This is a genomic window from Microbacterium sp. (assembly GCF_032084865.1).
Lineage (GTDB): Bacteria > Actinomycetota > Actinomycetes > Actinomycetales > Microbacteriaceae > Microbacterium.
Genome location: NZ_DAMDLU010000004.1, coordinates 1 through 23920 on the forward strand (window position 1 = coordinate 1; position 23920 = coordinate 23920).

Annotated in this window: 23 protein-coding genes and 1 pseudogene; 14 read left to right on the plus strand and 10 right to left on the minus strand. The window is 66.7% G+C overall.

Annotated features, from left to right (window positions below; genetic code table 11):
• Positions 1-180 precede the first annotated feature (180 nt).
• Both RT309_RS00930 and RT309_RS00935 read left to right on the plus strand, forming a co-directional pair.
• Complete coding sequence (locus RT309_RS00930; protein WP_313354478.1) at positions 181-849, plus strand: acyl-CoA synthetase; 669 nt, start codon at positions 181-183, stop codon at positions 847-849.
• Positions 846-1241: a hypothetical protein gene (locus RT309_RS00935; RefSeq protein ID WP_313354480.1), complete on the plus strand. Its 396-nt coding sequence runs from the start codon at positions 846-848 to the stop codon at positions 1239-1241. The genes RT309_RS00930 and RT309_RS00935 overlap by 4 nt, the downstream gene beginning before the upstream one ends.
• A 6-nt stretch (positions 1242-1247) precedes the next feature.
• Here the strand turns inward: RT309_RS00935 and RT309_RS15045 are convergent.
• Positions 1248-2313 (minus strand): annotated as a pseudogene (locus RT309_RS15045) (PQQ-dependent sugar dehydrogenase).
• Positions 2314-2415: 102 nt separating this feature from the next.
• Here RT309_RS15045 and RT309_RS00950 point away from each other — a divergent pair.
• Positions 2416-3840 (plus strand): MFS transporter, encoded by a 1425-nt coding sequence (locus RT309_RS00950; protein WP_313354485.1) that lies wholly within the window; start codon positions 2416-2418, stop codon positions 3838-3840.
• Between the two features lie 6 nt (positions 3841-3846).
• Here the strand turns inward: RT309_RS00950 and purB are convergent, their stop codons facing one another.
• Positions 3847-5220, minus strand: a complete 1374-nt coding sequence (gene purB / locus RT309_RS00955; RefSeq protein ID WP_313354551.1) for an adenylosuccinate lyase — start codon at positions 5218-5220, stop codon at positions 3847-3849.
• Positions 5221-5257: 37 nt separating this feature from the next.
• Positions 5258-5770 carry a low molecular weight protein-tyrosine-phosphatase gene (locus RT309_RS00960; RefSeq protein WP_313354486.1) on the minus strand — a complete coding sequence of 171 codons (513 nt, stop codon included), beginning with the start codon at positions 5768-5770 and terminating at the stop codon, positions 5258-5260.
• Between the two features lie 114 nt (positions 5771-5884).
• Here RT309_RS00960 and RT309_RS00965 point away from each other — a divergent pair, with 114 nt between their 5' ends.
• Together RT309_RS00965 and RT309_RS00970 are read left to right on the plus strand one after the other, a co-directional pair.
• Positions 5885-6145, plus strand: a complete 261-nt coding sequence (locus tag RT309_RS00965) for a hypothetical protein (RefSeq protein ID WP_313354488.1) — start codon at positions 5885-5887, stop codon at positions 6143-6145.
• Positions 6142-7440 carry a hypothetical protein gene (locus RT309_RS00970; protein WP_313354490.1) on the plus strand — a complete coding sequence of 433 codons (1299 nt, stop codon included), beginning with the start codon at positions 6142-6144 and terminating at the stop codon, positions 7438-7440. The genes RT309_RS00965 and RT309_RS00970 overlap by 4 nt, the downstream gene beginning before the upstream one ends.
• A 39-nt stretch (positions 7441-7479) precedes the next feature.
• Here RT309_RS00970 and RT309_RS00975 read toward each other — a convergent pair whose 3' ends face one another.
• Positions 7480-7881 (minus strand): phage holin family protein, encoded by a 402-nt coding sequence (locus RT309_RS00975; RefSeq protein ID WP_313354492.1) that lies wholly within the window; start codon positions 7879-7881, stop codon positions 7480-7482.
• A 70-nt stretch (positions 7882-7951) separates the two neighbouring features.
• On the opposite strand from RT309_RS00975, the gene RT309_RS00980 reads away from it, so the two are divergent.
• The 5 genes from RT309_RS00980 (at position 7952) to RT309_RS01000 (ending at position 12986) form a co-directional block, all read left to right on the plus strand.
• A complete protein-coding gene (locus RT309_RS00980) occupies positions 7952-9007 on the plus strand; it encodes a histidinol-phosphate transaminase (protein ID WP_396654391.1) in 1056 nt (351 codons plus the stop codon).
• An 83-nt stretch (positions 9008-9090) separates the two neighbouring features.
• Positions 9091-10218, plus strand: coding sequence for a thiamine pyrophosphate-dependent enzyme (locus tag RT309_RS00985; protein ID WP_313354496.1), 1128 nt, complete (start codon positions 9091-9093; stop codon positions 10216-10218).
• Positions 10215-11195 carry an alpha-ketoacid dehydrogenase subunit beta gene (locus tag RT309_RS00990; RefSeq protein WP_313354497.1) on the plus strand — a complete coding sequence of 327 codons (981 nt, stop codon included), beginning with the start codon at positions 10215-10217 and terminating at the stop codon, positions 11193-11195. Before RT309_RS00985 ends, RT309_RS00990 begins: the two co-directional genes overlap by 4 nt.
• A 22-nt stretch (positions 11196-11217) precedes the next feature.
• Complete coding sequence (locus tag RT309_RS00995; RefSeq protein ID WP_313354499.1) at positions 11218-12594, plus strand: dihydrolipoamide acetyltransferase family protein; 1377 nt, start codon at positions 11218-11220, stop codon at positions 12592-12594.
• 122 nt (positions 12595-12716) lie between these two features.
• Positions 12717-12986, plus strand: coding sequence for a helix-turn-helix transcriptional regulator (locus RT309_RS01000; RefSeq protein ID WP_313354500.1), 270 nt, complete (start codon positions 12717-12719; stop codon positions 12984-12986).
• Here RT309_RS01000 and RT309_RS01005 read toward each other — a convergent pair.
• From RT309_RS01005 to RT309_RS01025, 5 genes are all read right to left on the minus strand, one after another.
• Positions 12974-13744, minus strand: a complete 771-nt coding sequence (locus RT309_RS01005; protein ID WP_313354502.1) for a hypothetical protein — start codon at positions 13742-13744, stop codon at positions 12974-12976. The two genes, RT309_RS01000 and RT309_RS01005, sit on opposite strands and share 13 nt — an antisense overlap.
• Before the next feature lie 217 nt (positions 13745-13961).
• Positions 13962-15938, minus strand: coding sequence for a zinc-ribbon domain-containing protein (locus RT309_RS01010; protein ID WP_313354504.1), 1977 nt, complete (start codon positions 15936-15938; stop codon positions 13962-13964).
• A 358-nt stretch (positions 15939-16296) separates the two neighbouring features.
• Positions 16297-17355 carry a TniB family NTP-binding protein gene (locus RT309_RS01015; RefSeq protein ID WP_313354506.1) on the minus strand — a complete coding sequence of 353 codons (1059 nt, stop codon included), beginning with the start codon at positions 17353-17355 and terminating at the stop codon, positions 16297-16299.
• A 21-nt stretch (positions 17356-17376) separates the two neighbouring features.
• Positions 17377-19374, minus strand: coding sequence for a Mu transposase C-terminal domain-containing protein (locus RT309_RS01020; protein ID WP_313354508.1), 1998 nt, complete (start codon positions 19372-19374; stop codon positions 17377-17379).
• A gap of 23 nt (positions 19375-19397) precedes the next feature.
• Positions 19398-20135, minus strand: a complete 738-nt coding sequence (locus RT309_RS01025; protein WP_313354510.1) for a TnsA-like heteromeric transposase endonuclease subunit — start codon at positions 20133-20135, stop codon at positions 19398-19400.
• 96 nt (positions 20136-20231) lie between these two features.
• Here RT309_RS01025 and RT309_RS01030 point away from each other — a divergent pair, with 96 nt between their 5' ends.
• The 4 genes from RT309_RS01030 (at position 20232) to RT309_RS01045 (ending at position 23486) form a co-directional block, all read left to right on the plus strand.
• Positions 20232-20663 (plus strand): hypothetical protein, encoded by a 432-nt coding sequence (locus RT309_RS01030; RefSeq protein ID WP_313354512.1) that lies wholly within the window; start codon positions 20232-20234, stop codon positions 20661-20663.
• Positions 20664-20860: 197 nt separating this feature from the next.
• Complete coding sequence (locus RT309_RS01035) at positions 20861-21187, plus strand: hypothetical protein (RefSeq protein ID WP_313354514.1); 327 nt, start codon at positions 20861-20863, stop codon at positions 21185-21187.
• A 61-nt stretch (positions 21188-21248) separates the two neighbouring features.
• Entirely contained in the window at positions 21249-21944 is a 696-nt protein-coding gene (locus RT309_RS01040; RefSeq protein WP_313354515.1) for an SOS response-associated peptidase, read from the plus strand.
• 849 nt (positions 21945-22793) lie between these two features.
• Positions 22794-23486: a hypothetical protein gene (locus RT309_RS01045; RefSeq protein WP_313354517.1), complete on the plus strand. Its 693-nt coding sequence runs from the start codon at positions 22794-22796 to the stop codon at positions 23484-23486.
• A gap of 98 nt (positions 23487-23584) precedes the next feature.
• Here RT309_RS01045 and RT309_RS01050 read toward each other — a convergent pair whose 3' ends face one another.
• A complete protein-coding gene (locus RT309_RS01050) occupies positions 23585-23836 on the minus strand; it encodes a helix-turn-helix transcriptional regulator (RefSeq protein ID WP_313354519.1) in 252 nt (83 codons plus the stop codon).
• Between the last annotated feature and the right edge of the window lie 84 nt (positions 23837-23920).

Consider the following 23920-nt stretch of genomic DNA (forward strand, 5'->3'; position numbering starts at 1 on the left):
GCCCGCTCGCGTCTGCCCTGTCGCGCTGCGAGGTCGATTGCGTACGGTTTCGGGCGCCGAACCGTACGGAAGTGACCTCGGATGCCCGCGGGCACGCACCCCGCGCCCGGCCCTCGGCCGTCGAGGCGGTGCAAAGGCGGCGCGACGTAGACTGGTCGGGTCACCGATCTGAGGACTGTCATGCCCGCCGCTTCCCGCTCGCGCACCGCGCGTCCCGCTACGGGGCGCCCGTTCACCGTGCGCACCGTGCAGCTCGCGCGCGCCGTGATGGCGGCTGTCGCGGCCATCATGATCACGTTCTCTCCCGATCACTCCGCCGCCGTCGGCCTGTCGGTGTTCGGCGGGTTCGCGATCGTCACCTCTCTCGTGCTGATCGTCGCCGCGGTCATCGTGCACCCTGCGGGCCAGCGCTGGCCGTCGGTCCTGATGGGCGCGATCACCCTCGTTCTCGGCATGGCCGCGAGCATCCCGACCTGGCGCACCGACGCGCTGTTCTTCGTGCTCGTGATCACGTGGGCGGCGCTGACGGGTCTCGTCGAGCTGATCTCGGGCATCCGGACACGGGGCCAGGACGGCTCTCGCGACGCCATCACCGTCGGCGCGCTGGGACTTCTGCTCGCGGCGCTGCTGCTGCTCGTCCCCGCCGGGTTCGTGCAGAACTACGCCGTCGAGGGACACGCCATGTCGCTCACCGGCATCATCATCGGCGTGGGACTGTTCGGCGGGTACGCCGCGATCGTGGCTGTGTTCCTCGGCATCGCCGGGCTCGCCCCCGCCGCGAAGAGCACGGCGACCGGTGAGAAGACTGCCGAGGCCGACCGCCTGGCCGACCACGGAGGAGAGGCATGACCGACAACAAGCCGACGCGCAAGGAGATCCTGCGCCCGCTGCACCTCGTGGGCATCGCCCTCGCCGCCGGCGTCTTCGCGACCGTCGTGACACTGGTCTCGACCGGCGCCTTCACCGAGCGCGTGAACCTCTCCATCGCCAAGGGCACCTACGAGGGCCTCACCCCCGTGGGGCTGGGTCTCGTCGTCGGCGGCGCCTCGTTCATCGTCACCCTGCTCGGGCTCGCCATGCTCATGCTCGCGATCGACCCGGCCGACGTGACCAAGACCATCGATCGCCCGGTGCTCTTCGACACCGACCCGTCGTCGCCCGACTCCGAGAGCAGCCCGACCGGCGAGCCGAAGAACGGTGAGCGTCCGGGTGCCGGCGACGGGCCGGCCGCGGCATCCTGACCCGCCTCATCCGTCCGGCAGCGTGAGCTGCAGCAGCCGATCGTCGTCGCGCCCCGGCGATCCCCGACCGTCGGTGTTGTTCGTCAGCACCCAGAAGGTGTCGCCGGAACCGGCGACGACGTCGCGGAGCCGGCCGAACTCGCCGGTGTACAGCGGCCAGGGTTCGATGCTCGGTGTCGTCGTGTCGTACAGCCAGAGCCGCTCACCGCGGAGCCCTGCGACGTACACGACATCGTCGATCACGGCGATGCCGCTGGGGCTCGCCTCGTCGGGCGCCCACACGGCGACCGGATCGATCGCGTCGTCGGCGCGCGCGAACCCCTCGTGGTCGGGCCAGCCGTAGTCGCCGCCCGCCCCGATGCGGTTCAGCTCGTCCCACGTGTCCTGCCCGAACTCGCTCGCCCACAGGGTGCCGTCGTCACCCCACGCGAGTCCCTGCACGTTGCGGTGGCCAAGGCTGTACACCGCGGTGCCGAACGGGTTGCCGGACGCCTGCTCGCCCTCCGGCGTCACCCGCAGGATCTTCCCGCCGAGGAAGTCCCGATCCCGAGCACGATCACGCTGCCCCGCGTCGCCGGTGGCGATGTACAGCATCCCGCCCGCCGTCGTGATTCGATGCCCGCGGGATGCCGGCGACCACCACCTCGGCCGCGTCGACGTCGAGCGTCAGCGAGCCGGGCTCGCCGGTCAGCGGCATCCGCACGACCCGATTGTCGTCCGCCGCACCGTGATAGGCGTACAGCCAGCGCGTCTCGCCATCCACGAGCAGCGCGAGGCCGTGCAGGCCCGACTCGCCACCCGAGACGACACCGGGCACCACGCCCGCCTCGCGCAGGTCTCCGGACGCCGTCAGCTCGAGCACCTCGCCGCCGTCGCGCTGCGAGATCAGCGCCCCGCCGCGATCGAGGCGCACCACCGACCACGGCGCCGCCAGCCCCGACGCGAGCGTGACCGGCTCGGTGTTCGCCGTGTCGGTCGGGTCGACCGCGGGCGGCGTCGGGATGCCGGGGGCCGAGCACCCCGCAAGAACGAGAGCGCCGAGCACCAGCGCCGGTGCGACGCGTCGTCTCATCGGCCGCTCCTCTCACGCGTGTGCCCTCCAGCATCCGTCACTTCGCGCCGTCGATCCACCCTCAGCGGGAATACTTCCGGCGCATGCCGCCTTGGCCCTGTCATGACCGTCTCCATCGATCGCGCCTCTGTCGGTCTGCGATCGGAGCGCGGCCCCGTGCTCGGCGCGCTCATGCTCGCCACCGGACTCATCGCGATCGACACGACGATCCTCGCCACAGCCGTCCCGACGATCGTTCGGGATCTCGGCGACTATCAGCTGTTCCCGTGGCTGTTCTCGGTCTACCTCCTCGCTCAGGCGGTGAGCGTGCCGATCTACTCGCGCTTCGCCGACACGATCGGCCGCAAGCCGATCATCCTGATCGGCATCGGGCTGTTCCTCGCGGGCTCTGTGCTGTGCGGGTTCGCGTGGAGCATGCTCACGCTCATCCTGTTCCGAGTCGTGCAGGGCCTCGGCGCGGGCGCCGTCGGGCCGATGGCCATGACGATCGTGGGCGACATCTACACGGTCGCCGAGCGAGCCAAGGTGCAGGGCTACATGGCGAGTGTCTGGGCGATCTCGTCGGTCGTCGGCCCGTCTCTCGGCGGGATCTTCGCTCAGCTGGATGCGTGGCGGTGGATCTTCTTCGTCAACGTCCCGCTGTGTCTGCTGGCGGGATGGATGCTGGTGACGAGGTATCACGAGCAGGTGGAGCGGAAGCAGCACCGCATCGACTACCTCGGCGCCGTTCTGCTCACCCTCGGACTGACAGGGATCATCCTCGGGCTGCTCGAGGGAGACAGCGCGTGGGCCTGGCTGTCGTGGCAGAGTGCCATCTGCTTCGTGGGGGGCGCGCTGCTGCTCGTCGTCTTCGCGTTCGTCGAGAAGCGGGCGGCGGAGCCGATCATCGACTTCGCGCTCATCACTCGGCGTCTCATCCTCACCTGCACCGCCGTCGCCTTCGGCGTCGGCGCGCTCACCATCGGCGTGACGAGCTTCGGTCCCGCCTACCTCGAAGGCGCAGGCGGGGCCATTCCGCTCGTCTCCGGGCTGGCAGTCGCGGCGTTGAGCATGGGCTGGCCGCTCGCGGCATCCCTCGTCGGCCGGCTGTACCTGCGCATCGGCTTCCGCCGCACGGTGCTGATCGGCATGTCGATCACTACCATCGCGGCCGCCGGTCTGGTGCTGATCGCACCGTGGCCGAGCCCGCTGCTGTTCGCCGCCGTCGCCTTCGTGCTCGGATTCGGCCTGGGGTGGACCGCCGCGCCGACCTTGATCGGCGCACAGGCGGCGGTCGGCTGGGGAGAGCGCGGGGCTGTCACGGGGATGAACGGCTTCGCCCGTTCGGCGGGCAGCGCCGTCGGCGTGGCCGTGCTGGGCGCCATCTCGAACTCGCTGCTGGACGCCGGCAGGGGAGCGGGCGACCCCGCCACCGTCGTCTGGGCGTCGACGTGGGTGTTCGTCGGCGCCGCCGTCTTCGCCGCACTCACCCTGCTCGCCGCAGTGCTCATGCCGCGCGACGACGTGCCAGACCCCGACGCGGTCTGAGGATCCTCAGCGCGCCAGGCGCTCGGCGATGCCGGTGTAGGTCGCAGGCGTCAGGGAGAGCAGTCGCTGCTTCGCGGCATCCCCGATCTCGAGCTTCTCGACGAACTCGGCCAGCTCCGCCGCTCCCACGCGGTGTCCGCGGGTGAGCTCCTTGAGCAGCGCGTACGGGTCGCTGATGCTCGAGCGTCCTGCGACGACCTCCGCGCGGATCACGGTCTGGATCGCCTCGGCGAGCACCTCCCAGTTGTGGTCGAGGTCGTCGAGCAGCACGTCGCGGCGCAACGAGATGGCGTTCAGGCCGCGGCGCAGGTTGTCGAGCGCGAGCAGCGAGTGCCCGAACGCGACGCCGATGTTGCGCTGCGTGGTCGAGTCGGTGAGGTCGCGCTGCAGGCGCGAGGTGACCAGCGTCTGCGAGAGCGAGTTCAGCAGTGCGCCGGCGATCTCGAGGTTCGCCTCGGCGTTCTCGAAGCGGATCGGGTTGATCTTGTGCGGCATCGTCGACGAGCCGGTCGCGCCGGCGACGGGGATCTGCGCGAAGTAGCCGAGCGAGATGTACGTCCAGATGTCGGTCGCGAGGTTGTGCAGGATGCCGCCGGCGTGACGCACCCGGTCGTACAGCTCGACCTGCCAGTCGTGCGACTCGATCTGGGTCGTCAGCAGGTTGAATCCGATGCCCATGTCCTCGATGTACTCGCGGGCGATCGTCGGCCAGTCGGCGTCGGGATCGGCCGACAGGTGCGCCGACCAGGTGCCGGTCGCGCCCGAGAACTTCGCCAGGTAGTCGGATGCCGCGATCTGACCGCGCACGCGCTCGAGGCGCCACGCGAAGACGGCGAGCTCCTTGCCCATGGTCGAGGGCGTCGCGGGCTGTCCGTGGGTGCGCGAGAGCATGGCCGCGTCGGCGTGCTCGACGGCCAGCTCGCGCAGCTTCGCGATCACCAGATCGAGGGCGGGCAGCCAGACTTCCTCCACCGCGCGCTTCACTGTGAGGGCGTACGAGGCCGAGTTGATGTCTTCGCTGGTGCAGGCGAAGTGCGTGAGCTCGGCGATGGCATCCAGGCCCAGGGCCTGGAGCCGGTCGCGCACCAGGTACTCGATGGCCTTCACGTCGTGCTGGGTGACGGCCTCCTTCTCGGCCAGCCAGTCGATCTCGGCCTGCCCGAAGTCACGGTACAGCGCACGCAGACGCTGCTTGTCGGCATCCGTCAGCGGCGTCGTCTCGAACAGTGACCGATCGGTGAGGGCGATCAGCCACTCCACCTCGACCTCGACGCGGGCACGGTTCAGGCCCGCCTCCGAGAGGTAGTCGGCGAGACCTGCGACGGCGGCCTGGTAGCGGCCGTCGAGAGGGCTGAGCGGCTGGGTCGGGAGCGAGGGCAGAGAAGTCAGGGCAGGTCCTCCTGCTCAGGGTCCCGCGTCAGGCGAGACGGCGATGGGATGCCCGCACAGCCGGTTCGAGCTGGGCGAAGAGGCCGCGGGTGGCGGTCTCAATCATACCGAGCACCGAATCGAACATCGCGGGGCCGGCGTAGTACGGATCGGGCACATCCATGCTCGACGCGTGCGGGTCGAAGGCGCGCAGCAGGGTGACCTTGCCGTCGTCATCGTCGCTGCGCGCCCACGCCCGCAGGATGCGCTCGTGGGTGCGATCGAGGGCGACGATCAGATCGTTCTCCGAGAAGGACGCTGCGCTGAACTGCCTCGCGCGGTGCGTCGCGCCGTCGAGTCCACGCCTGCTCAGCGCGTCGAGGGTGCGGACGTCGGCGCGCTCGCCGACATGCCAGTCGCCCGTGCCGGCGCTGCGCGAGACGACGCGCGCGCCGAGTCCGTTCTGCACGGAGAGCGCACGAAGCACCACTTCGGCCATCGGGGAGCGACAGATGTTGCCTGTGCAGACGAAGATGACGCGGAAGGGATCCGGGTCGGTCATCACACCATTGTGCCCGCAACGACCTCCGTCCCCAATCACGGATTGCGGCCGACTTGTGCACAGCTGCCGGGATCACAGCGTGACGAAGCCTGCGACGCCGCGCTCCCTGGAGACATGTTCACGATCGCTCCTCCAGGCACGCCGTCGGCCGACGAGATGGCCGCGCTTCTAGACGGGGCGCGCCTGCTCGACGACGCGCTCGACATCCTCGCGCAGGTGCGCGCCGAGCTGGACCGCCTCATCGACGACTCCCACTGGGAGGCGGCGGCGGTGCGGATGCTGCGTGCCGCGCTGATCGGGCGGGCCGGCCGGCTCGTCGTCGCCTGTGCCGACATCGCCTCGTATCGAGACGAATGCCTGGCGGCGCTCGTATGACCTTGGAGATCACCGGCGGCGGGGCGATCGCCGTCGACCCGAACCAGATGCGCGCGGTCGCCGACCGGATGGGGGCGACCGCCGCGCGGCTGAGCGCCGCCGCCGATGATCTGCGCCGCGCGCATCACGCCCTCTCATCGGCGTGGAGCGCGGGTCGCCGAGTCGCTGCGGGCGGCCTGTGGGCGACGGCGCAGCACGTGGCTGAAGACGGAGACGAGCTCGGCGACGACGCGCGCGGCACCGCGATCATGGCGGATGCCTTCGAGCTGGCCGACCTGCGGTCCGAACAGCAGCTGCTCGCGGTGGAGCGTCCCCTCGAGGCGGAGCTTCTGCAGGGGCGGATCGACCAGCTGGTCGCGTCGTACCCCGCCCTCGATGGGATGGCGCTGCAGCTGACCGCCGCATGGGAGCGCTCGTCGCCAGAGGGGATGCTGGACGCGCCCGTCGACCAGATCGCGGCATATCTTGCCGACACCGCGTTCCACATGCCGCTGTGGCTGCTGGCCCCGCTGCTGCAGCGCACCACGACGGGCGCGGGCACGATCCTGAACGGCACGCGGCTCAGCGGCGATGCACCGCCGGTGGTGGTGCGGCGGGTATCGACGCACCCCGTCGATCGCGCGGCCACGACCCTCGCTCAGCTCACGCAGCGCCTGCCCGACGGGAAGGCGCAGGTCGCGGTCGAGAAGCGCACCCACGCCGACGGCACCACATCGTTCGTCGCGTACATCGACGGCACCCGCACCGTCAGAAGCGGCGGCGAGGAGCCGTGGGACTCCGGCTCGAACTGGGACCTCTACATCGACCGCGAGCAGAGCGCCTCGTACGCGGCGACCATGGAGGCGCTGCGACAGGCGGGCGCCGAGCCCGGCGCGCGCGTCGACCTCGTGGGGTACTCGCAGGGCGGTGCCATCGCCGCGGCGGTGGCGGTGAGCGGGGTGTACACCACCTCGCGGGTGATGACCGTGGGGAGCCCGACGGTTCCGGTGCTCGACGCCGAGCAGACGCTCATCCGGGTCGTCCACCCCGACGATCCCGTCGGCTCCGGCCTCACCTCTGGCGGTCCGGCGGCCAGCATCGGCTCACCCGACAGCATGACCATCTCACGCGACGACGCGGCGAGCTGGAAGGCATCGACGTTCGGCGCGCACATGCGGGATGCCTACGACGAGACGCTCGCCCTCGCCGACGAGTCGGGAGACACCCGCGTCGATCGCATGCACGAGACACTGCGTTCGGAGGCGGACGACATCGTCTCGGTCGAGCGGACCGAGTTCCACGCGACCAGGCCGTGACGTCGCACGCGAAGCGGCGGCGTCGGCCGACCGCGCGCGTCAGCGGCGGCTCTTCTTCTCCTGCGGGCGCAGGATGGCGCCCATGATCGCGTTGATGACCGAGATGAGGAACGCCGCGACCACACCCCACCAGAACGACTCGACCGTCAGCCCCCAGCTGAACGCGCTGGTGATCCACGCGGTGATCCACAGCAGCAGGCCGTTGATGATGAACGAGATCAGCCCGAGCGTGAGGATGTACAGCGGGAACGCCACGATGCGGATCACCGTGCCGATGATCGAGTTGACCAGCGCGAAGACCGCGCCCACCGCGAGCAGCGTCAGGGCGAGACGCAGGTCGTCGCCCGGCTCGAACGGGCGGATGCCGACCCCGAGCACCGGGATGAGCGTGACGACCCAGATGGCGAAGGCGTTGATGACGACGCGGATGAGGAATCGCATGTTCCGATCCTGTCACGTCGACGCGGTCGGGGGAGGATCCCGCTCTTAGACTGATGCCGTGACCGAGCCGATGCTGCCCCGAATCCGTCCTGAGATCGCCGCGCTGCCGCCGTACCGCCAGGGCAAGCAGGCAGGTCCCGACGCCTTCAAGCTCTCCAGCAACGAGAACCCGTTCGAGCCGCTGCCCTCCGTGCTCGAGGCACTGCAGACCACCACCCCGGTGAACCGCTATCCCGACGCGTCGGCGGCGGCGCTGCGTGCCCGCCTCGGCGAGAAGTACGGCGTCGAGCCCGACGCGGTGCACGTGGCCGCCGGATCCGTGTCGATCCTGCACCAGCTGGTGCTCGGAACATCTTCGGTCGGCGACGAGGTCGTCTACGCCTGGCGCTCGTTCGAGGCCTATCCGAGTCTTCCGCTGGTCGCCGGCGCAACCGGCGTGCAGGTTCCGCTCGCCTCGGGCGCCAGGCACGATCTCGACGCCATGGCGGATGGCATCACCGACCGCACCCGCGTGATGATCGTCTGCACACCGAACAACCCGACCGGCCCGATCGTCACCAGCGCGGAGTTCGCCGCCTTCGTCGACCGCGTGCCAGGGGACGTGCTGATCATCCTCGACGAGGCGTACGCCGAGTTCGTCACCGCACCCGACGCGGTCGACGGCCTCGCCGAGCGCATCTTCGAGCGTCATCCGAACGTCGTCGTGCTGCGCACCTTCTCGAAGGCGTACGGGCTCGCCGGCCTGCGCGTGGGCTACGCGATCGGGCATCCGCGCGTGCTCGATGCCGCACGCACCACGGGCATCCCGCTGTCGGTGACCAGCGCGGCCGAGCGCGCGGCGATCGCCAGTCTCGACGCCGAGCCCGAGCTGCGCGAGCGCCTGTCGGTGATCGTCGAGCGCCGTACGCGCCTGCTCGACGGCCTGCGTGCGCAGGGCTGGCAGGTGCCCGACTCGCAGGCGAACTTCGTCTGGCTGCCCACCGGCGAGCGCACCGAAGAGGTCGCGGCGGCCTTCGACGCCGCCGACCTGATCGTGCGCCCGTTCGCGGGCGACGGCATCCGCATCTCGGTCGGCGAAGAGGAGTCGATCGACCGGGTGCTGGCCGTCGCGAAGTCGATGCTCTGACACGAGAAGTCCAGGTGCCGGGCACTTACTAGGGCCCCCTAGGTATGCGTGACGTGGCATGCCCACGTGGGTAGCGTGGTCGGGTGACCCCGATCGAAGCACCCCTCGTTCGCGTCCTCGCCGACGACGGCAGCTACGCCCCCTCGGCCGAGGCCGAGCGCTACCTGCCCCTCATCGACGCGCTGACCGACGCCGAGCTCGAGCAGTTCTACCGAGACATGGTCGTGATCCGCGCGATCGACACGCAGGCGACCAACCTGCAGCGACAGGGCCAGCTCGCCCTGTGGCCGCCGAGCCGCGGGCAGGAGGCAGCTCAAGTCGGGTCCGCGCGTGCCGCCCGCGCGCAGGACACCCTCTTCCCCTCGTACCGCGAGCACGCCGTCACCCGCATCCGCGGTGTCGATCCCGTCGACATCCTCAAGGTCATGCGCGGCACCTCGCACGGCGGCTGGAACCCCACCGACGCGAAGAACGGCAACACCCGCATCTACACGCTGGTGCTCGGGTCGCAGACCCTGCACGCCGCCGGCTACGCGATGGGCCTCACCTTCGACGGACGCACCGGCACGGGTGACGTCGACCGCGACGAGGCCGTCGTCGTCTACTACGGCGATGGCGCATCGAGCCAGGGCGACGTGCACGAGGCGATGGTCTTCGCAGCCAGCTATGACGCCCCGGTGCTGTTCTTCCTGCAGAACAACCACTGGGCGATCTCGGTGCCTGTCGAGACCCAGTCGAAGGTGCCGCTGGTCAGCCGCGGCGCGGGGTACGGCATCCCGTCGGTGCGAGTCGACGGCAACGACGTGCTCGCCAGCTACGCCGTCTCGCGCGCGCTGCTCGACGAGACCCGCAGCGGGGCAGGGCCCCGCGCGATCGAGGCGGTCACCTACCGCATGGGCGCGCACACGACCAGCGACGACCCGACCAAGTACCGTCACTCCGATGAAGAGCAGCGCTGGGCGCAGCGCGACCCGATCGCGCGCATGCGGGCTTTCCTCGAGGGGCGGGGTGCGCCGGCATCCCTCTTCGAGCAGACGGATGCCGAGGCGGCGGACGCCGCCGAAGACCTGCGCAGCCGCGCCATCACCCTCACGTCGCCCGAGAGGTCGTTGATCTTCGACCACGTCTACAGCGATCCGCACCCGCTGATGGTGGAGCAGAAGGCCTGGCTGAACGAGTACGAGGCGTCATTCGAGGGGAGTGCGTCATGACCATCGAGTCGATGCCCATGTCGAAGGCGCTGAACGCCGGTCTGCGCAAGGCGATGGAAGACGACCCCCGCGTGCTGCTGATGGGGGAGGACATCGGTCGTCTCGGTGGAGTCTTCCGCATCACCGAGCACCTGCAGCGCGACTTCGGCGATCGCCGCGTGCTCGACACCCCGCTCGCCGAGTCCGGCATCGTCGGCACGGCGATCGGGCTGGCAATGGCCGGATTCCGTCCCGTGGTCGAGATCCAGTTCGACGGCTTCGTGTTCCCCGCCTTCGACCAGATCACCTCGCAGCTCGCCAAGCTCACGAACAGGCACGAGGGTGCGCTGTCGATGCCCGTCGTCATCCGGATCCCGTACGGCGGGCACATCGGCGCAGTCGAGCACCACCAGGAGAGCCCGGAGGCGTACTTCGCGCACACTCCGGGCCTGCGGGTCGTCGCACCGTCGACCTCGAACGACGCGTACTGGATGATCCAGGAGGCGATCCGCTCGAACGACCCGGTGATCTTTCTCGAGCCCAAGAGCCGCTACTGGCAGAAGGGCGAGGTCGAGTTCGAGGCATCCGCTCTGCCTCTGCACGCCTCGCGCATCGTGCGTCGCGGCAGCGACGTGACCCTCGTCGGCCACGGCGCCATGGTCACCACGCTGCTGCAGGCGGCCGCGCTCGCCGAGGCCGAGGGCACCAGCTGCGAGGTCGTCGACGTGCGCTCGCTCTCGCCGGTCGACTACGGCCCGATCCTCGACTCGGTGCGCTCGACGGGACGCATGATCTACGCGCAGGAGGCGCCCGGTCACACGAGCGTCGGCAGCGAGATCGCCGCGACCGTCATGGAACGCGCCTTCTATGCCCTCGAGGCGCCGGTGCTGCGGGTGTCGGGTTTCGACGCGCCGTTCCCGCCCGCCAAGCTCGAGGGCACCTTCCTGCCGGATGCCGACCGCATCCTCGACGCCGTCGACCGCTCACTCGCCTACTGATCTCCGCCGGAGGACATCTCTCATGACCACCGAAACCTTCACCCTGCCCGACGTCGGCGAGGGCCTCACCGAGGCCGAACTGGTCGCGTGGAAGGTCGCCCCCGGCGACGCCGTGGCGATCAACGACGTCATCTGCGAGATCGAGACGGCGAAGTCGCTCGTCGAGCTGCCCTCGCCGCACGCGGGTGTCGTCGGTGAGCTGCTGGTCGCCGAGGGCGTGACGGTGGAGGTCGGATCGCCGATCATCACCTTCGTGTCGGAGGCCGAGGCGGCGGATGCCGGAATCGCGGCCAACCCGAAGGACCCTGCCGCTCCTCCGGCGACCGACGAGGGCGGCGGTTCGGTGCTCGTCGGCTACGGAACCGGGGGAGGTGCGACGTCGCGCCGACGGGCCCTTCGACAAGCTCAGGGACCCAGTGGACAGGCTCAGGGACCCAGTGGCCGGGCGCAAGGACCCAACGGACAGGGCCCCGTGCGGTCGTCGGTCGGCGTGATCGCGAAGCCGCCGATCCGCAAGCTGGCGCGCGACCTGAACGTCGACCTCGCCGACGTCACGCCGTCGGGCGCCGACGGCGAGGTCACCCGCGACGATGTCGTCAAGCACGCCGAGCAGGCGAGCGTGTTCCGCAACATCGAGACGCCCGCGCGCAGCGCTGTCCGCGAGGAGAAGCTGCCGGTCACGCCTCAGATCGACGAGGGGCGCTCCGAATCCATCCCGGTCAAGGGCGTGCGCAAGGCCACCTCGTCGGCGATGGTGCGGAGCGCGTACTCCGCCCCGCACGTGACGGTGTGGAAGGAGATCGACGCGACCCGCACGATGGAGCTCGTGAAGCGGCTGAAGGCGTCGCCCGACTACGCCGACATCCGCATCTCACCGCTGCTGATCATGGCCCGCGCCGTGATCTGGGCCGCCCGGCGCACCCCGACGGTCAACGCAGCCTGGGTCGACACCGACTCCGGGGCCGAGATCGTCGTGCGCCACTACGTGAACCTCGGTATCGCCGCCGCCACCCCGCGCGGTCTGCTGGTGCCGAACATCAAAGACGCGCAGGAGCTGAGCATGAAGGACCTCGCGCGAGCCCTGAACCGCCTGACTCTCACTGCGCGCGAGGGCAAGACGAGCCCCGCCGACCAGCAGGGCGGCACCATCACGATCACCAACATCGGCGTCTTCGGCATGGATGCGGGCACCCCGATCATCAATCCCGGCGAGGCCGGCATCGTCGCCATGGGCACGATCGCCCAGAAGCCGTGGGTCGTCGACGGCGAGGTGCGCCCCCGCTGGGTCACGACGGTGTCGGGCTCGTTCGATCACCGCGTGATCGACGGCGACGGCATGAGCCGCTTCATCGCCGACGTCGCGTCGATCCTCGAAGAGCCCGCCCTGCTCGTCGACTGAGTATTGGGCGTCTCTGAAGATGCTTTCTTTCCAGTCGAAGTTGAACCACTCAATCGAAGGTGATCCAGAACGACGTAGTTGATCCCGGTGAACACTGGGATCGCAGATTCGGAGGCTGTGAGATGGCACGTAAGCAAGCGAGAGCCACACCCGCAATGCTCTCCTCAGGGTGGCCCGACCAGGCTTCTACCGACCCGGTCGGTGAAGCTGCACGTCGTTTCGTGTTGAACTTGAAGGCCGCCATCGGTGAGCGGTCAATCCGCGAGGTAGCACGGGACGCAGGTATCGACGAGGGCACCATCCGCAAGATACTGCTGGGCGAATCCTGGCCGGACCTCCGCACCATCTGGAAGCTGGAGTCGTCGCTCGGCCTGGTGCTCTACTCGCGCTGATCTCGACCACTCAATCGTTCGACGCGCCGACGATGGCGTCCACCCGTACCGCCGCTGATGGAGATGCGCGGCTGAACAGTGACGTTAGTCTGCTTGCCTCGGATGGTTCCATTTACGTTGCCGAGCTGATGCGCCACGGCGTCGATGTACTTGCCGACCCGAAGGAGGGGGTCGCCGATGGCGAGGGAGCGGCGCCATGGCTCGACATCGAGGTGGAAAAACTCTTGGAATGAGCGGCCGTCAGCGTCTTCGTACTTCACGACTACGGTCCATGCCGGTGCCTCTTCATCCGACACTCCGAAAAGCGCCTCATCGTCGAGGTAGTACTTCAGGGGACGGGTGGGGGTGAGCGAGCGAAGCACCGATGTTCCGTCCATCATGCGGTTCAGATCACGAACACTTTTGCGCCAGCCGTCCTCGTCGGGCTCGGAGAGTGGAGCGAACGGACGGTTCACGGTCATTGTGATGTTGTGCGCGGGCGTCCGACCATCGTTACGGATCACGACGAACACCGAGGTGCCGCTGGTGCCACCGCCGCGGGTGAGTGAGGGATGGAACTCGTAGTCGACGACGACGTACGGTCGGGTGAGGGCGATATTCGACTCGGCCATCGTGTCGTTCGACTCCGCGAGGAGCCGGTTCGATGCGATGAGTTGGCGGAGCTGGTTGCCCGCGATGATGAGGGCGATGATCGCGGCGATGGCTGCGATGAGGGTGCCGATGCCCTGCACAGCGGACCAGAAGACTGGATCAGTCATAGCTCCGTTATAGCGGTCATCTCCTATTCCACCGTCGATGTCGCCGGCCGCCTTTATGCCGACAGGTCCGCCCGGAGGACGGGTGAGGCCTACCGTGCTCTGGGATTCGTCATCGCGTTACCTGCACCCAGTAATAGGGGTTCTCGTCCACGCGGATAGCAGCGATGCCGCTCTCGACGGATCTGTCGAGAGCGGCATCACTTGTGGCGGCGCGAGATCACTCCAGGCGTCGGTCGCGCTTTCGAGAGATGCTGTTCGGATGAGCGAGGTTGTGGCACATCGGGCAGCCTGAACCTCGGTGAGCTCTACTGTTGCCGGTTGTTACCCAGCGGTGCCCGAGAACGCACTTCCAGTGAATGCGGAGGTGAGTTCCCGCGACCACGGCCTGCGGAGTCAAAGCTCCGTTGGCTTCAGGGTCCCATTCCTCGACCAGGTCGGGCCGCGTCGTGGCCATGTCGTTCCACCCGGCAAGCACGCGCTTATTAGCGCAAGTCGGGCAGCTACTGCCTTTTCGGCGGTCCCTCCCTGAGGCTTCCCATGTGTGAGAGCGAGCGCACTTCCAGCGGAGCCGCTTGCCCGTGCCAGCGGTCACGTCCGTCGGACGCGTGTCGCCGTTTGCTTCCCAGTCCCATTCGCAAAGTAGGTCCGGGCGAGTCGTGGCGAGGTCGTTCCACCCCGACCACACTTTCGCGTTCGAGCAGAAGGGGCACCCCGTGCCCTGCTGTACCCGCACGCTGACCATTGCGGGCCAGTCGTGTCCTTCTGCACAGATCCAGATGAGCGTACGTCCGCTTTTGCCAGTGACGTTGTCCGCGTTCCATGCACCGTTCTTGGTCGGGTGAACCTCTCCCGCAAGGACTGGGTACATCGTTCGCAGAGAGTTCTGAGCGTTCACTGCCTTGCCCGCGCAGATGTTGCAGCCCTTGCCGATGGTCTGCCCATGGATTGGTGCGTGATAGCTGTGTCCTTCCGCACACATGAACCACGCTTTGGCCCCTGAACCCGACAACACATCATGCGGGGTGAGTGCTCCGTTCATCGATACGTGCCATCGGGCGGCCACGAGCGGATGCGTGACCGCGAGGGAGGTATCGCGATGGACCTTCTGGCGGCTGCAAAAGGTGCAAGACCCGCCTGACGTGCGCCTCGAGATGAGCATTTTGTACTCGCCATGGGTGGGGCAGGTCCACCATGCGATTCGCTCCGAGCCCGCAACGTAGTCGTCAGGGGTGCGGTCGCCGTTCAGGGTGGGGTGCCAGGTAGAGGCGACGTCTCTGTGCGTGATGGAGAACGCATTGACGGTCGGGTCCACTGCCTTGTTCGAGCACACCGGGCAGCCCACGCCTTTACTGCTGCGGTTGTTCACGCTCTGTTCGAACGAGTGACCCTTCGAACAGCGCCAATGCACCTTGACAGCGGAGCCCGCAATGACGTGCTCCGGTCGCAGGTCGCCGTTTCTTTCCCAATCCCACTCCGACAGTAGGGGCTTGTGGGTGTCCGCGAGCGTGTTGAACCCGGCCAGCGGTCTGCGGTTGGCGCAATACCCGCACCCACCACTTCCCTTCGACGTGCGGAGCACTCGAATCCGCGATGAGAACGAATGGCCGAGAGGGCAGACATACTCGTTGAGCTGAAACTCGGAGCTCACGCGGCCGCGCCGCGTGCCTGGTTGCATCGACGACACGTACTGGGTCATGTGCAGATGCTCTGAACGCGTGGAACCGCACGTGCGAAGCTGTGCGATTTCTTCCGTCTCGTCGACGTTCTGTTCCTTCGGAGTACAGACGAAGGAATGCGGGGCCGTCTGGTCTTGGTGGCCAGCTGCACGAACCAGGAGCCAGATGGAGTCGGTTAGGACGATGCATGCATCCGTCCCGGTGGTTTCGGTGACTACTGCGGCGAGCTCCGTGTAACGCTGGCGTGCGGGAGTGTTGCGAGCCGCATATCTATCGAGTTGGCGTGGTCGGAACACCTTCTGAGCGAGGCGCATGGCAAGAACGAAACGCTCTGCATCGTTCGACGTCGTACCTTCGGCATGCGCCCAATCGTTGACGCACGCGAGAATCTCACCGAGGCGGTGAGCGTCGAGCAGGCCCCGTCGACGCATACGGCGGTACAGTCGGTCAGCGCGGAGTGACTCAGCGCCAACGCCATACTGCTCCTCGGGAGGCGTGGCCGGTCCCACCCACATCATGTGCTTGGAGCAGACGCGCGGTCCGTCATGCGGCGCCTGCACGACCTGCTCGTCGTGATAGCACCGCGCACAGCCAAACCTCTCACCGAGTCCGGTGACACAGTTGGCGCAGCGCGTTCCATCTGAGTGGCGGGGCAGCTCAGCTTCGTCACGCGCGAAGTGACCCGGGCGCAGTCCCGCCACGGCCTCGACGAGCAGTGGGAGGGCTTCTGTGCGCTTTAGGCCGGTAGCCCTGACGGCGGGCGCTACCCAAGCCCCCCAGATGGCGTCGCTGACAAGGTTGGCTGCGCGGAGGCGGCGGAGGAAGCTGTCGACGGTCTCGAACGAGCCGGGCCGCACGCGAAACGGCCAGGACCGATTAGGCAGCATGCGATGCCTCCCGGGTCTCGCGGGTCGCAGCAGACAGCAGGCGCTCGGAGGTGAGGTCCAGTGGGATGCTCTCCAAGAGCTCTTTGGTGATGAGCTCGCCGTCCGGGTCGCCTGCCTCGATGAGGTCGAGTGCTGCTGTGGTCAAGAGTCTGGAGAGCGCGGCGATGGAGCCGCGCGTCCGGTTCCACAGATACATCGCTTCCTTCAGCAGCGTCTGCGGTGGGTGCGCCATTAGCGCGAGCTGTTCTTCGAACTTCACGATGACTCCTCCCCACAACTGGCGGCCAGCGCCGGTCGAGATGTCCAGCTTGCCGAGGCGCACCGTGGAGCAGCGCGAGGCGAACTGCGCGCCGAGCTCATCGTTGGTGAACGCCGAAGAGTTCAGGTCGAAGCCGACGTACATCGGAACGGCCTTGACATGGTTCATCAGGTTCTTGATGGCCTGCGCGCTCTCAAAGCGGCCAGTCGAGTTGGACTGCGAGAGGTTCTGAATCTCATCGAAGATGACCAGCGACGTGTGCGCCTTGGCGAACAGCTGTGTGGCCAGGGTCGTGCGCTCTTCCAGTGTCATGCGCGGGACGACGGGCTGCCCGAAGAAGTTGATGATGCGTCCCATGACTGTCTTGCCCGTGCAATTCGGCGGAATTTCCAGGTACACCACCGGCACGTGCCCGTCTTCCTTCCATCGCGGGTGCCGGTCCATGTGGCGGCGGAAAGCTTCGCCGGCCAAGCGGATGGCGGCGGTCGTCTTCCCCGTGGTGGGCTCACCATCCAGGATGATGCCGGTTCGGCCGACTGGGCGATGTGCGACGCGGGCGGCGCGCTTGTAGGCAAGGCTCAGCTGCTGCAGCGCGGGCGTGATGATGACAATGGAGTCTGCTATTCGCTCGCTGCGCTCGACGTCGAACTCGCGCCTCTTGGTGCGGGTCCAGCTCTTGTATTCTGCGGGCGAGACCTGCATGGCGTTCAGCGTCGGTTCGTGCTCGAGGAGGTGCTGGAGTACCTCCCGCTGGTCGAAGTGACCGAGGGGTTCAAGTTTGTTAGGCATGGTCGGTTCCTTCTGTGTGGTTTAGCGGGCTGCGGCTTCGAGCGTTGCGAAGTTGGCGAAGTCGTTGCTGCTGTCGGGGTCGGGGGTGAGGACGGCAGCGAGTGTGTTGGCGGCTTTGCGCTCCTTGTCCTTCTTCTTGGTCAGGGCTGCCTGCTCGACCGCGACGGTGGACTCCGTGACCGCCTGGTTGCGGAAGCCGACCATCATGACGTCTGCCTCCGCATCGCTGAAGGTGAGGCTGTTGAGTGTCTGACGGTGGGCCGCGAGTGCGATGGCCTCGTCGAGCGGGCGGGACATGCCGCGTTCCGCTGTCCAGTGGCACGTAATCCAGCCCGCGTCGTCGACTGAGCGGAGCCAGATGCGGCTCTCGTCGGTGGGGTCGAAGTGGAAGACGACCTTCGGGGTGGCGTTGTCGCTTCCCCGCTTACGGTTGCGCATGGGGGCGAGGTGCGGGCTGTCGTACTTGCGCCCACCGAACTCGATGCCGTCCGCTTGAACGGTGCGCTCGTCGGTCGGAAGCAGAGCGATGAAGTCTTCGTCCTCGAAGGCGAGGACGAAGTGACCGGTGAGGTCGATGCACGCGGCGTACATGCTGTTCGGCGAGTGGTTTAGGCCTTCCGCGTAGTCGTCTTCGAGGCCTCCGTGGCGACGGTTCTGCCAAACGATGCACGTCCATTTCTCGAGCAGCTCGCTGAGTTCGGCGAGGGTGAGAAGCGGGCCCTCGAAGGTGTCTGCGCCTCTATTTGCAACGTCGCCGCCTGAGAATCCGGGGACGAACTGGCAGAACTTGGTCTTGACGCTGCGGAAGAAGCGCTCGACCACTGCCTTCGCTGTGGGGTCGTGGATGGGCGACTGAGTCAGCGAAATTCCATACCGGTCGCATGCCGTCCCGAAGACCGTGCCGCGGAAGTCCTGCCCGTTGTCGATGAGGATGCGACTCGGGAAGATGTAGGGGCAATACGAGTCGAAGATTTCCGACTCCTTCTTCGTCAGGTGCTTGGTCCACGGCATCCGCGGGAGTCCGAGTGAGTCGTAGTCTTTGGCCCACGGGCGGAGCCGACGCGGCACGAGCGCCTTCGCCAGGAGCACGGCGTGGTCGATGCTCGTCGGGTCGGACTCGGTGAGGTTGAGCCCGATGACGGAGCGGGTGCGCTTGTCGACGAGAGCTGTGAGATGGGGCCGGTCCACCTTGCCGCTGGGCATGCGGACGAAGACGTCCAGCGTGGTCGCGTCCATCTGGCACTCATCGCCCGGGCCGAACACCAGGCGAGGTCTGTGCATGCCACTCGGGGAAAGTGCGGCGGTCTGGCGGCGCTTCGCCTGGGTGGTGGGGTTCTGATTACCGCTCATGTGCTTGACGAGACGCTCGAGAGTTGAAAGCGACGGCGTCTTCGGCCGGTCCTCAGGATTCGGAAACCGGTCCATCAGCAGGACTGCGAGCTCGGCGCGGATGGCGGTATAGGTGACGGTGGACTTGTTCTTGTAGCCGGCGAGAATCTCCGACAATGCCGACCGAACGTCGCGGTGGACTCGCGCGAAAGGGGCCTCCTTGCGCCCCACCCGGCGGTCCACGAGCCCTGCGGCGCCCTTCTTCTCAAAGTTGCCGAGGCGTCGCTTCAAGGTCCCGAGGGGCATCTCGATGCCCACTCTGGCCAGCGCTTCGACCGTATAGTCGAGGCGCTTGGTCTTTGAGATGTTGAGTGCGAAGTGCGGGTTCGGCTCGCCATCGTCAACCGGGGTTCCGTCGATGAGCTGCTGGAGGTAGGGGATGAGCGTGCGGGTCGCATCGTCGAGGCCGTCGACGACCTCTTGGAGGGGCCGGCTGTCGAGGGGGTCTGCCATCTCCAGCGACTCGCCGGGTGGGAGCTGCTGGGCCAGTTCAGTGTGGTGAACGACTTGATACTCGCCGGTGAGCTCGTCGCGGAGGCGGAAGCTGCCGTTGGCGTAGCTGACGAGGGTGAACTCGCCGATTTCGAGGTGGATGGTCTGCCCGAGGGCGATGGTGCGCGGTGCAATCATTGTGTCTCTCCTTAGCGGTGGGTTCACCCAGCGGTGAGCGTCGTGTGTTCGGTGAAGCGGGCGGTGAGGTCGAAGCTGAGCTCGCCCTTCCACATCAGGTGGAAGAGGAAGGGGATGAGTTCGCCAGGCTTGTCGGTGATGAGCGCGCGTCGCAGGCTGCCGAACGTGTCGTTCCTCTTCGCCGTGCGAAGGATGTGGTCCTCGACGTCCGGAGTTGGCGTGTAGCGGTGATGGCGGTAGCGGCTCATCATTTCCAGGTTCATCCGGACGGTGTCGCTGAGCTGGTCGATGAGGGTGAATCGCCATCCGAGGACCTCGCAGACGCGGGCGGCGTGCGCGAACTTCACCTCGTCTTCGGCCTTCATGAGCGCCTTCGGATGAACCTCGACGACGTGTCGAGTCCCGTCTGCCTCGATAGCGAGGAAATCGGGGTAGCAGTAGCGGCCGTCGAAGAACGTCATCAGCATGGGCTGGGCGTAGACCGCGATGATGTCGTACAGGTGGTCTATGAGCATCATGCCGGCGTACTCGGTCATGGACTCGTGGAAGACGCTGGTCCGGGCGCCGGCGCACCAGTAGTGTCCCTGGTAGGGCTTCTGGCCTTTCCATTTGCCGGGCTTCCGTGTCCGTTCGCCGGGCGCGACGGTCCGTGCGGTGATGGGGTCGTCGGCGCGGATGGTGTGCGTGTTAAGCCTCGCGTCGTACCACTGGATACGGTCGAACCCGTCGCCTGGAGTCTTGCGGAGTGTCTTGTAGCTCATGACTCCCCTGTGCGGGGCGAAAACGGCGAAACATCAAAATCGCCTATTTCTTAGGTCTTTTTGATACAATTGGGTCTTTTAGCTAAGCTTTTTTGGGTGTCAGACCCCCGGTATGTGCCTCGAGGCTTCCTCGTTGAACCACGAAACTTCGGGCGGACCCCGTTTCCGCAGTGGCAGACTGCCGAGGACGATTGGACTCTGCAGAAGCGGGCGCAGCTGGATGCATCCATATCCCAACACCAGATCACCTATGGGGTCCGTGAGATCTACATGCAGAAGCCGCGAACAACGAAGATCACGGATCTCGCAGTCGAGTTGGAGATGGACTATCACCGTCTGCAGAAGATGTTCAGCGGGCAGATCGTCATGCAGATGGTTGACCTTGCTCGACTGCGCCTGCTCGTCGGGCCTCGCCTCGACTACTGGATGATGCGCGGAGAGACGGCGCAGTACGTGCGCGCGATGGAACGAGAATTCCACCGTCGGAAAGAACGCCAGACACAGGGAGTGCGCGCGCCGGCTCGCTAACCCGACACGCGCGCCGTCCTCTAACACGCCGAAACTCGCATGTGCGGAATTCTTTCCGCAAAACGTCTAGTATGCAACCCCTTTTCCTTGAGAGTTGAAGGGAGCATCACGGCGGTCGAAGTGACAGAGCGAGGCGAGCGCCCAGCGCCGTCGGACGTAGAATCTAAGCTCTCGGCCGGAGGAAGGACACGCCGGCCATGGGACGACCATCAGCGTTGCGCGAGGCGGCGACCGAGAAGCGCATGCACGATCAGGCAGTTGTCGCGGCCGCGAAGCGGGGGCCGCTGCAGTCGCTCACCGAACGCGAGCTCGAGGAGCGCACTCAGCCCGTCACGATCTACCCCTGGGGCGCGCAACGGCGCGTGCGCGCGTGGGTGCGGTTCGGCCCGGAGCCTGTCCGGGTTGACGCGAGGATCGTTCGGTCCACGGCTCTCGCGGCTGAGATCGAGTTCAAAGCAGCAGGGCGGACGTATCGCTGCTGGGTGTGGGGCAACGCGGTGCAGCTCGATGATCTGCATGACTAGACATGTCTGCCCGGGTTCGTGGATCCGGCGCGGATCAGGGCAGGGGGCTATGCTCGCCGTCATGTGTGGCCGTTTCGCGAACGATGCCAAGACTGATGAGCTGATCCAGGAGTTCGTGGCTGAGGGTGGAAAGCCTGAGGACTGGTGGAGGAGCTGGTCCGGTGCGTACAGCATCGCCCCTACGGAGGACGCACCCATCGTGCGTGATCGGGGTGAGGGCCGAACCCTCGAGCTCGTCCGCTGGGACTGGCAGAAACCCGCGAACCGCCCCAAGGGTCCGCCGATCATCAATGCCCGCATGGAGAAGCTCGCCACGGGCTTCTGGGCGCCGGCGTTCTCGGCCGCTCGCTGCATCGTCCCGATGCGCGGTTACTTCGAGTGGACGGGCGAGAAGGGCAATAAGACCCCGCATTTCCTCCACGGTGACGGGATGCTCGCCGCAGCTGGTCTCACCTGGTCGATGGAACTCCCTGACGGGGAACGTTCCCGCTGCTTCGTCGTCATCACCCGCGAAGCGCGCGACGCCTCAGGCGAGGTGCATGGCCGGATGCCAGCGTTCCTGATGCCCGACACCTGGAATTTCTGGCTGACGCCCGAGAAGCTGACCGGCACCGCGAAGGTCGAGACCCTGGCGATGCTCGAGCACACCTCATCGGACGTCGCGAGCACCATCCGGGAACACATCGTCGACCGCAAAGTCAACAACTCCCGCACCGTCGACCCCACCGACCCCACGCTCCTGCAGGCCGTCGCCTGAGCGAGCCCTGCGGCGCTGGACAGCGTCAATGATCGCGCGCGTCGCGATACTGGTCAGTCCCCACGCTGTCGGGACGACCGCCATAGCGACAGCGACGGCGATCCCTAGCGCAACCAGGATCACTACCGGCGCGACCAGCACCGCGGCGAAAGCGCCATTCTCCCTGGGTTGACCGTACTCTCCGCGCAAAGGTTGCCCGGTCAACGTACGGCGCCATGCACCTCAGGCTTGCAGATCACCTCGGTGAAAGCTCTGGAAGCCGGTTTCTGCCAAGTGCGGCAAGGTCTGCCAAGTCCACCTTGGCTGGAGTGAGCCTTACTCCCGCTTGGGATCGGAGGCCGTTGCCAAGGTTGCCAAGTAGTAGATCTCGTGTATGAGAAGAAAAAGAGAGAAGTAGAGAGATAAGGGCCAACTTCACTCTCAATTCCTCTATGTAGAGCACCTCGCACTTGGCAACCTTGGCTGGAGGCGTATTTTCTCCTTCCTGACCAGGGAAAAATGGCGTTCATGCGACTTGGCTGAAGCTTGGCAACTGCCATATTCTGCGGATCCGGCGTTTGGGGTGTTGGTGTGCCGCAGGGTATGGGGCGAGAGAGTGTCGCCGAAAGTACATCCCCGGTCGAGCAGTCAGCGGGCTGCCGAGCGTACCGCGGCCATTGCAGGGAGGCGGGGCCTCGTGCCGGGGCGCGTGCCTAATACTGGTAAGTCAACCGTGGAAAAGCTCGGGCGTAGTCATCGCCTCGCCGCGAGCGACAGACCGCCGTCTACGAGGACGGCGTGCGCCGAGCGCCCGCCCGCCGATAGTGTGAGCAGGTTGTGCGCCACAGGGCGCCTGGACTGGGGTGGTCAATGGTCGATGATGGCATCAAGTATGAGACGCGTACCGTGAAGGCGGTGCGCGGCATGGAGGCGCGAACCGCAAAGAAGTGGGAAGAGCAAGGGTGGGAGGTCGTCTCGCAGACGGTAGGCAAGCTCACCAGTAAGCTCACCATCCGTCGCCCGAAGCCGAAGATGCCCTGGCGTCTGTTTGCCGGTCTCGGTGCCTTCATCGTCGCCCTGATCATCTTCGCGCTCGTCATGTCCAACATTGCTGGCAGCGACAAAGCCGAGCCGGCGGGTACTCCGCAACCCACAACGAGGGCGTCAGCTGAGCCGAGCACCAGACCGTCGGCCACACCCACCACCGAGCCACTGCAGACGTCAGAGCCGGCGAAAATCATCGACACAACTGTGGATGAGCTTCTCGACAGGCTGAACTCGGTAGACCTGGGTGGGATCCAGGTCGGAGACCAGTTTCGCGTCACAGGCGAGCTCGTGGGCAGCGAGTACTGGATCACCGGAGCCACGGGGGATTACGCAATAGCCCTCAACGCGCACGACGGGGCGGACGATCTCATGATCCTGCTCGAGGACAAAGCGGACGCGGACGAGTGGACAGACGGTACACGCGTGCAGCTGATTCTAGAGAACGTGGAGAAGACCATCGACGGAGAGACCGACGATGGCTGGATGCAGGTCCTTTCGGCGACGGTCGTGCCGTAGGCGCACAGCGCTGTGACCACTCTGCAAGCCCCCACGAGGTGCCCATGTGCTTCGTTCAATGCGGAGCAAGGGTCTGTTGGAGGCTCGAGGTGGCGGGTTCAACGCTCGTTCGTGAACATCTCGGAGGTGACGCCTTCGAGTAGCGATCCGGGGTCGACCTTTAGGGCTTCGGCGATCCTGACTAGCGAGTGAACGCTAGTCAGTCCCCGCCCTGCTTCGTAACCGCGGATGTTCGACGAGTCGATCCGGCTAGCGACCGCGAGTTCGTCAACGCTCATGGAACGTGTTTTCCGCGTTTCGCTGATCCGCGAGCCGATGTGTGCCGCGGCTGCCGACGATGTTCTGGCCATGAATCACAGGGTACTCGTACCCGCCGTTTCAGGAGTTCGTCGCCGACGGCGGAAAGCCCGAGGACTGGTGGAAGAGTTGGTCCG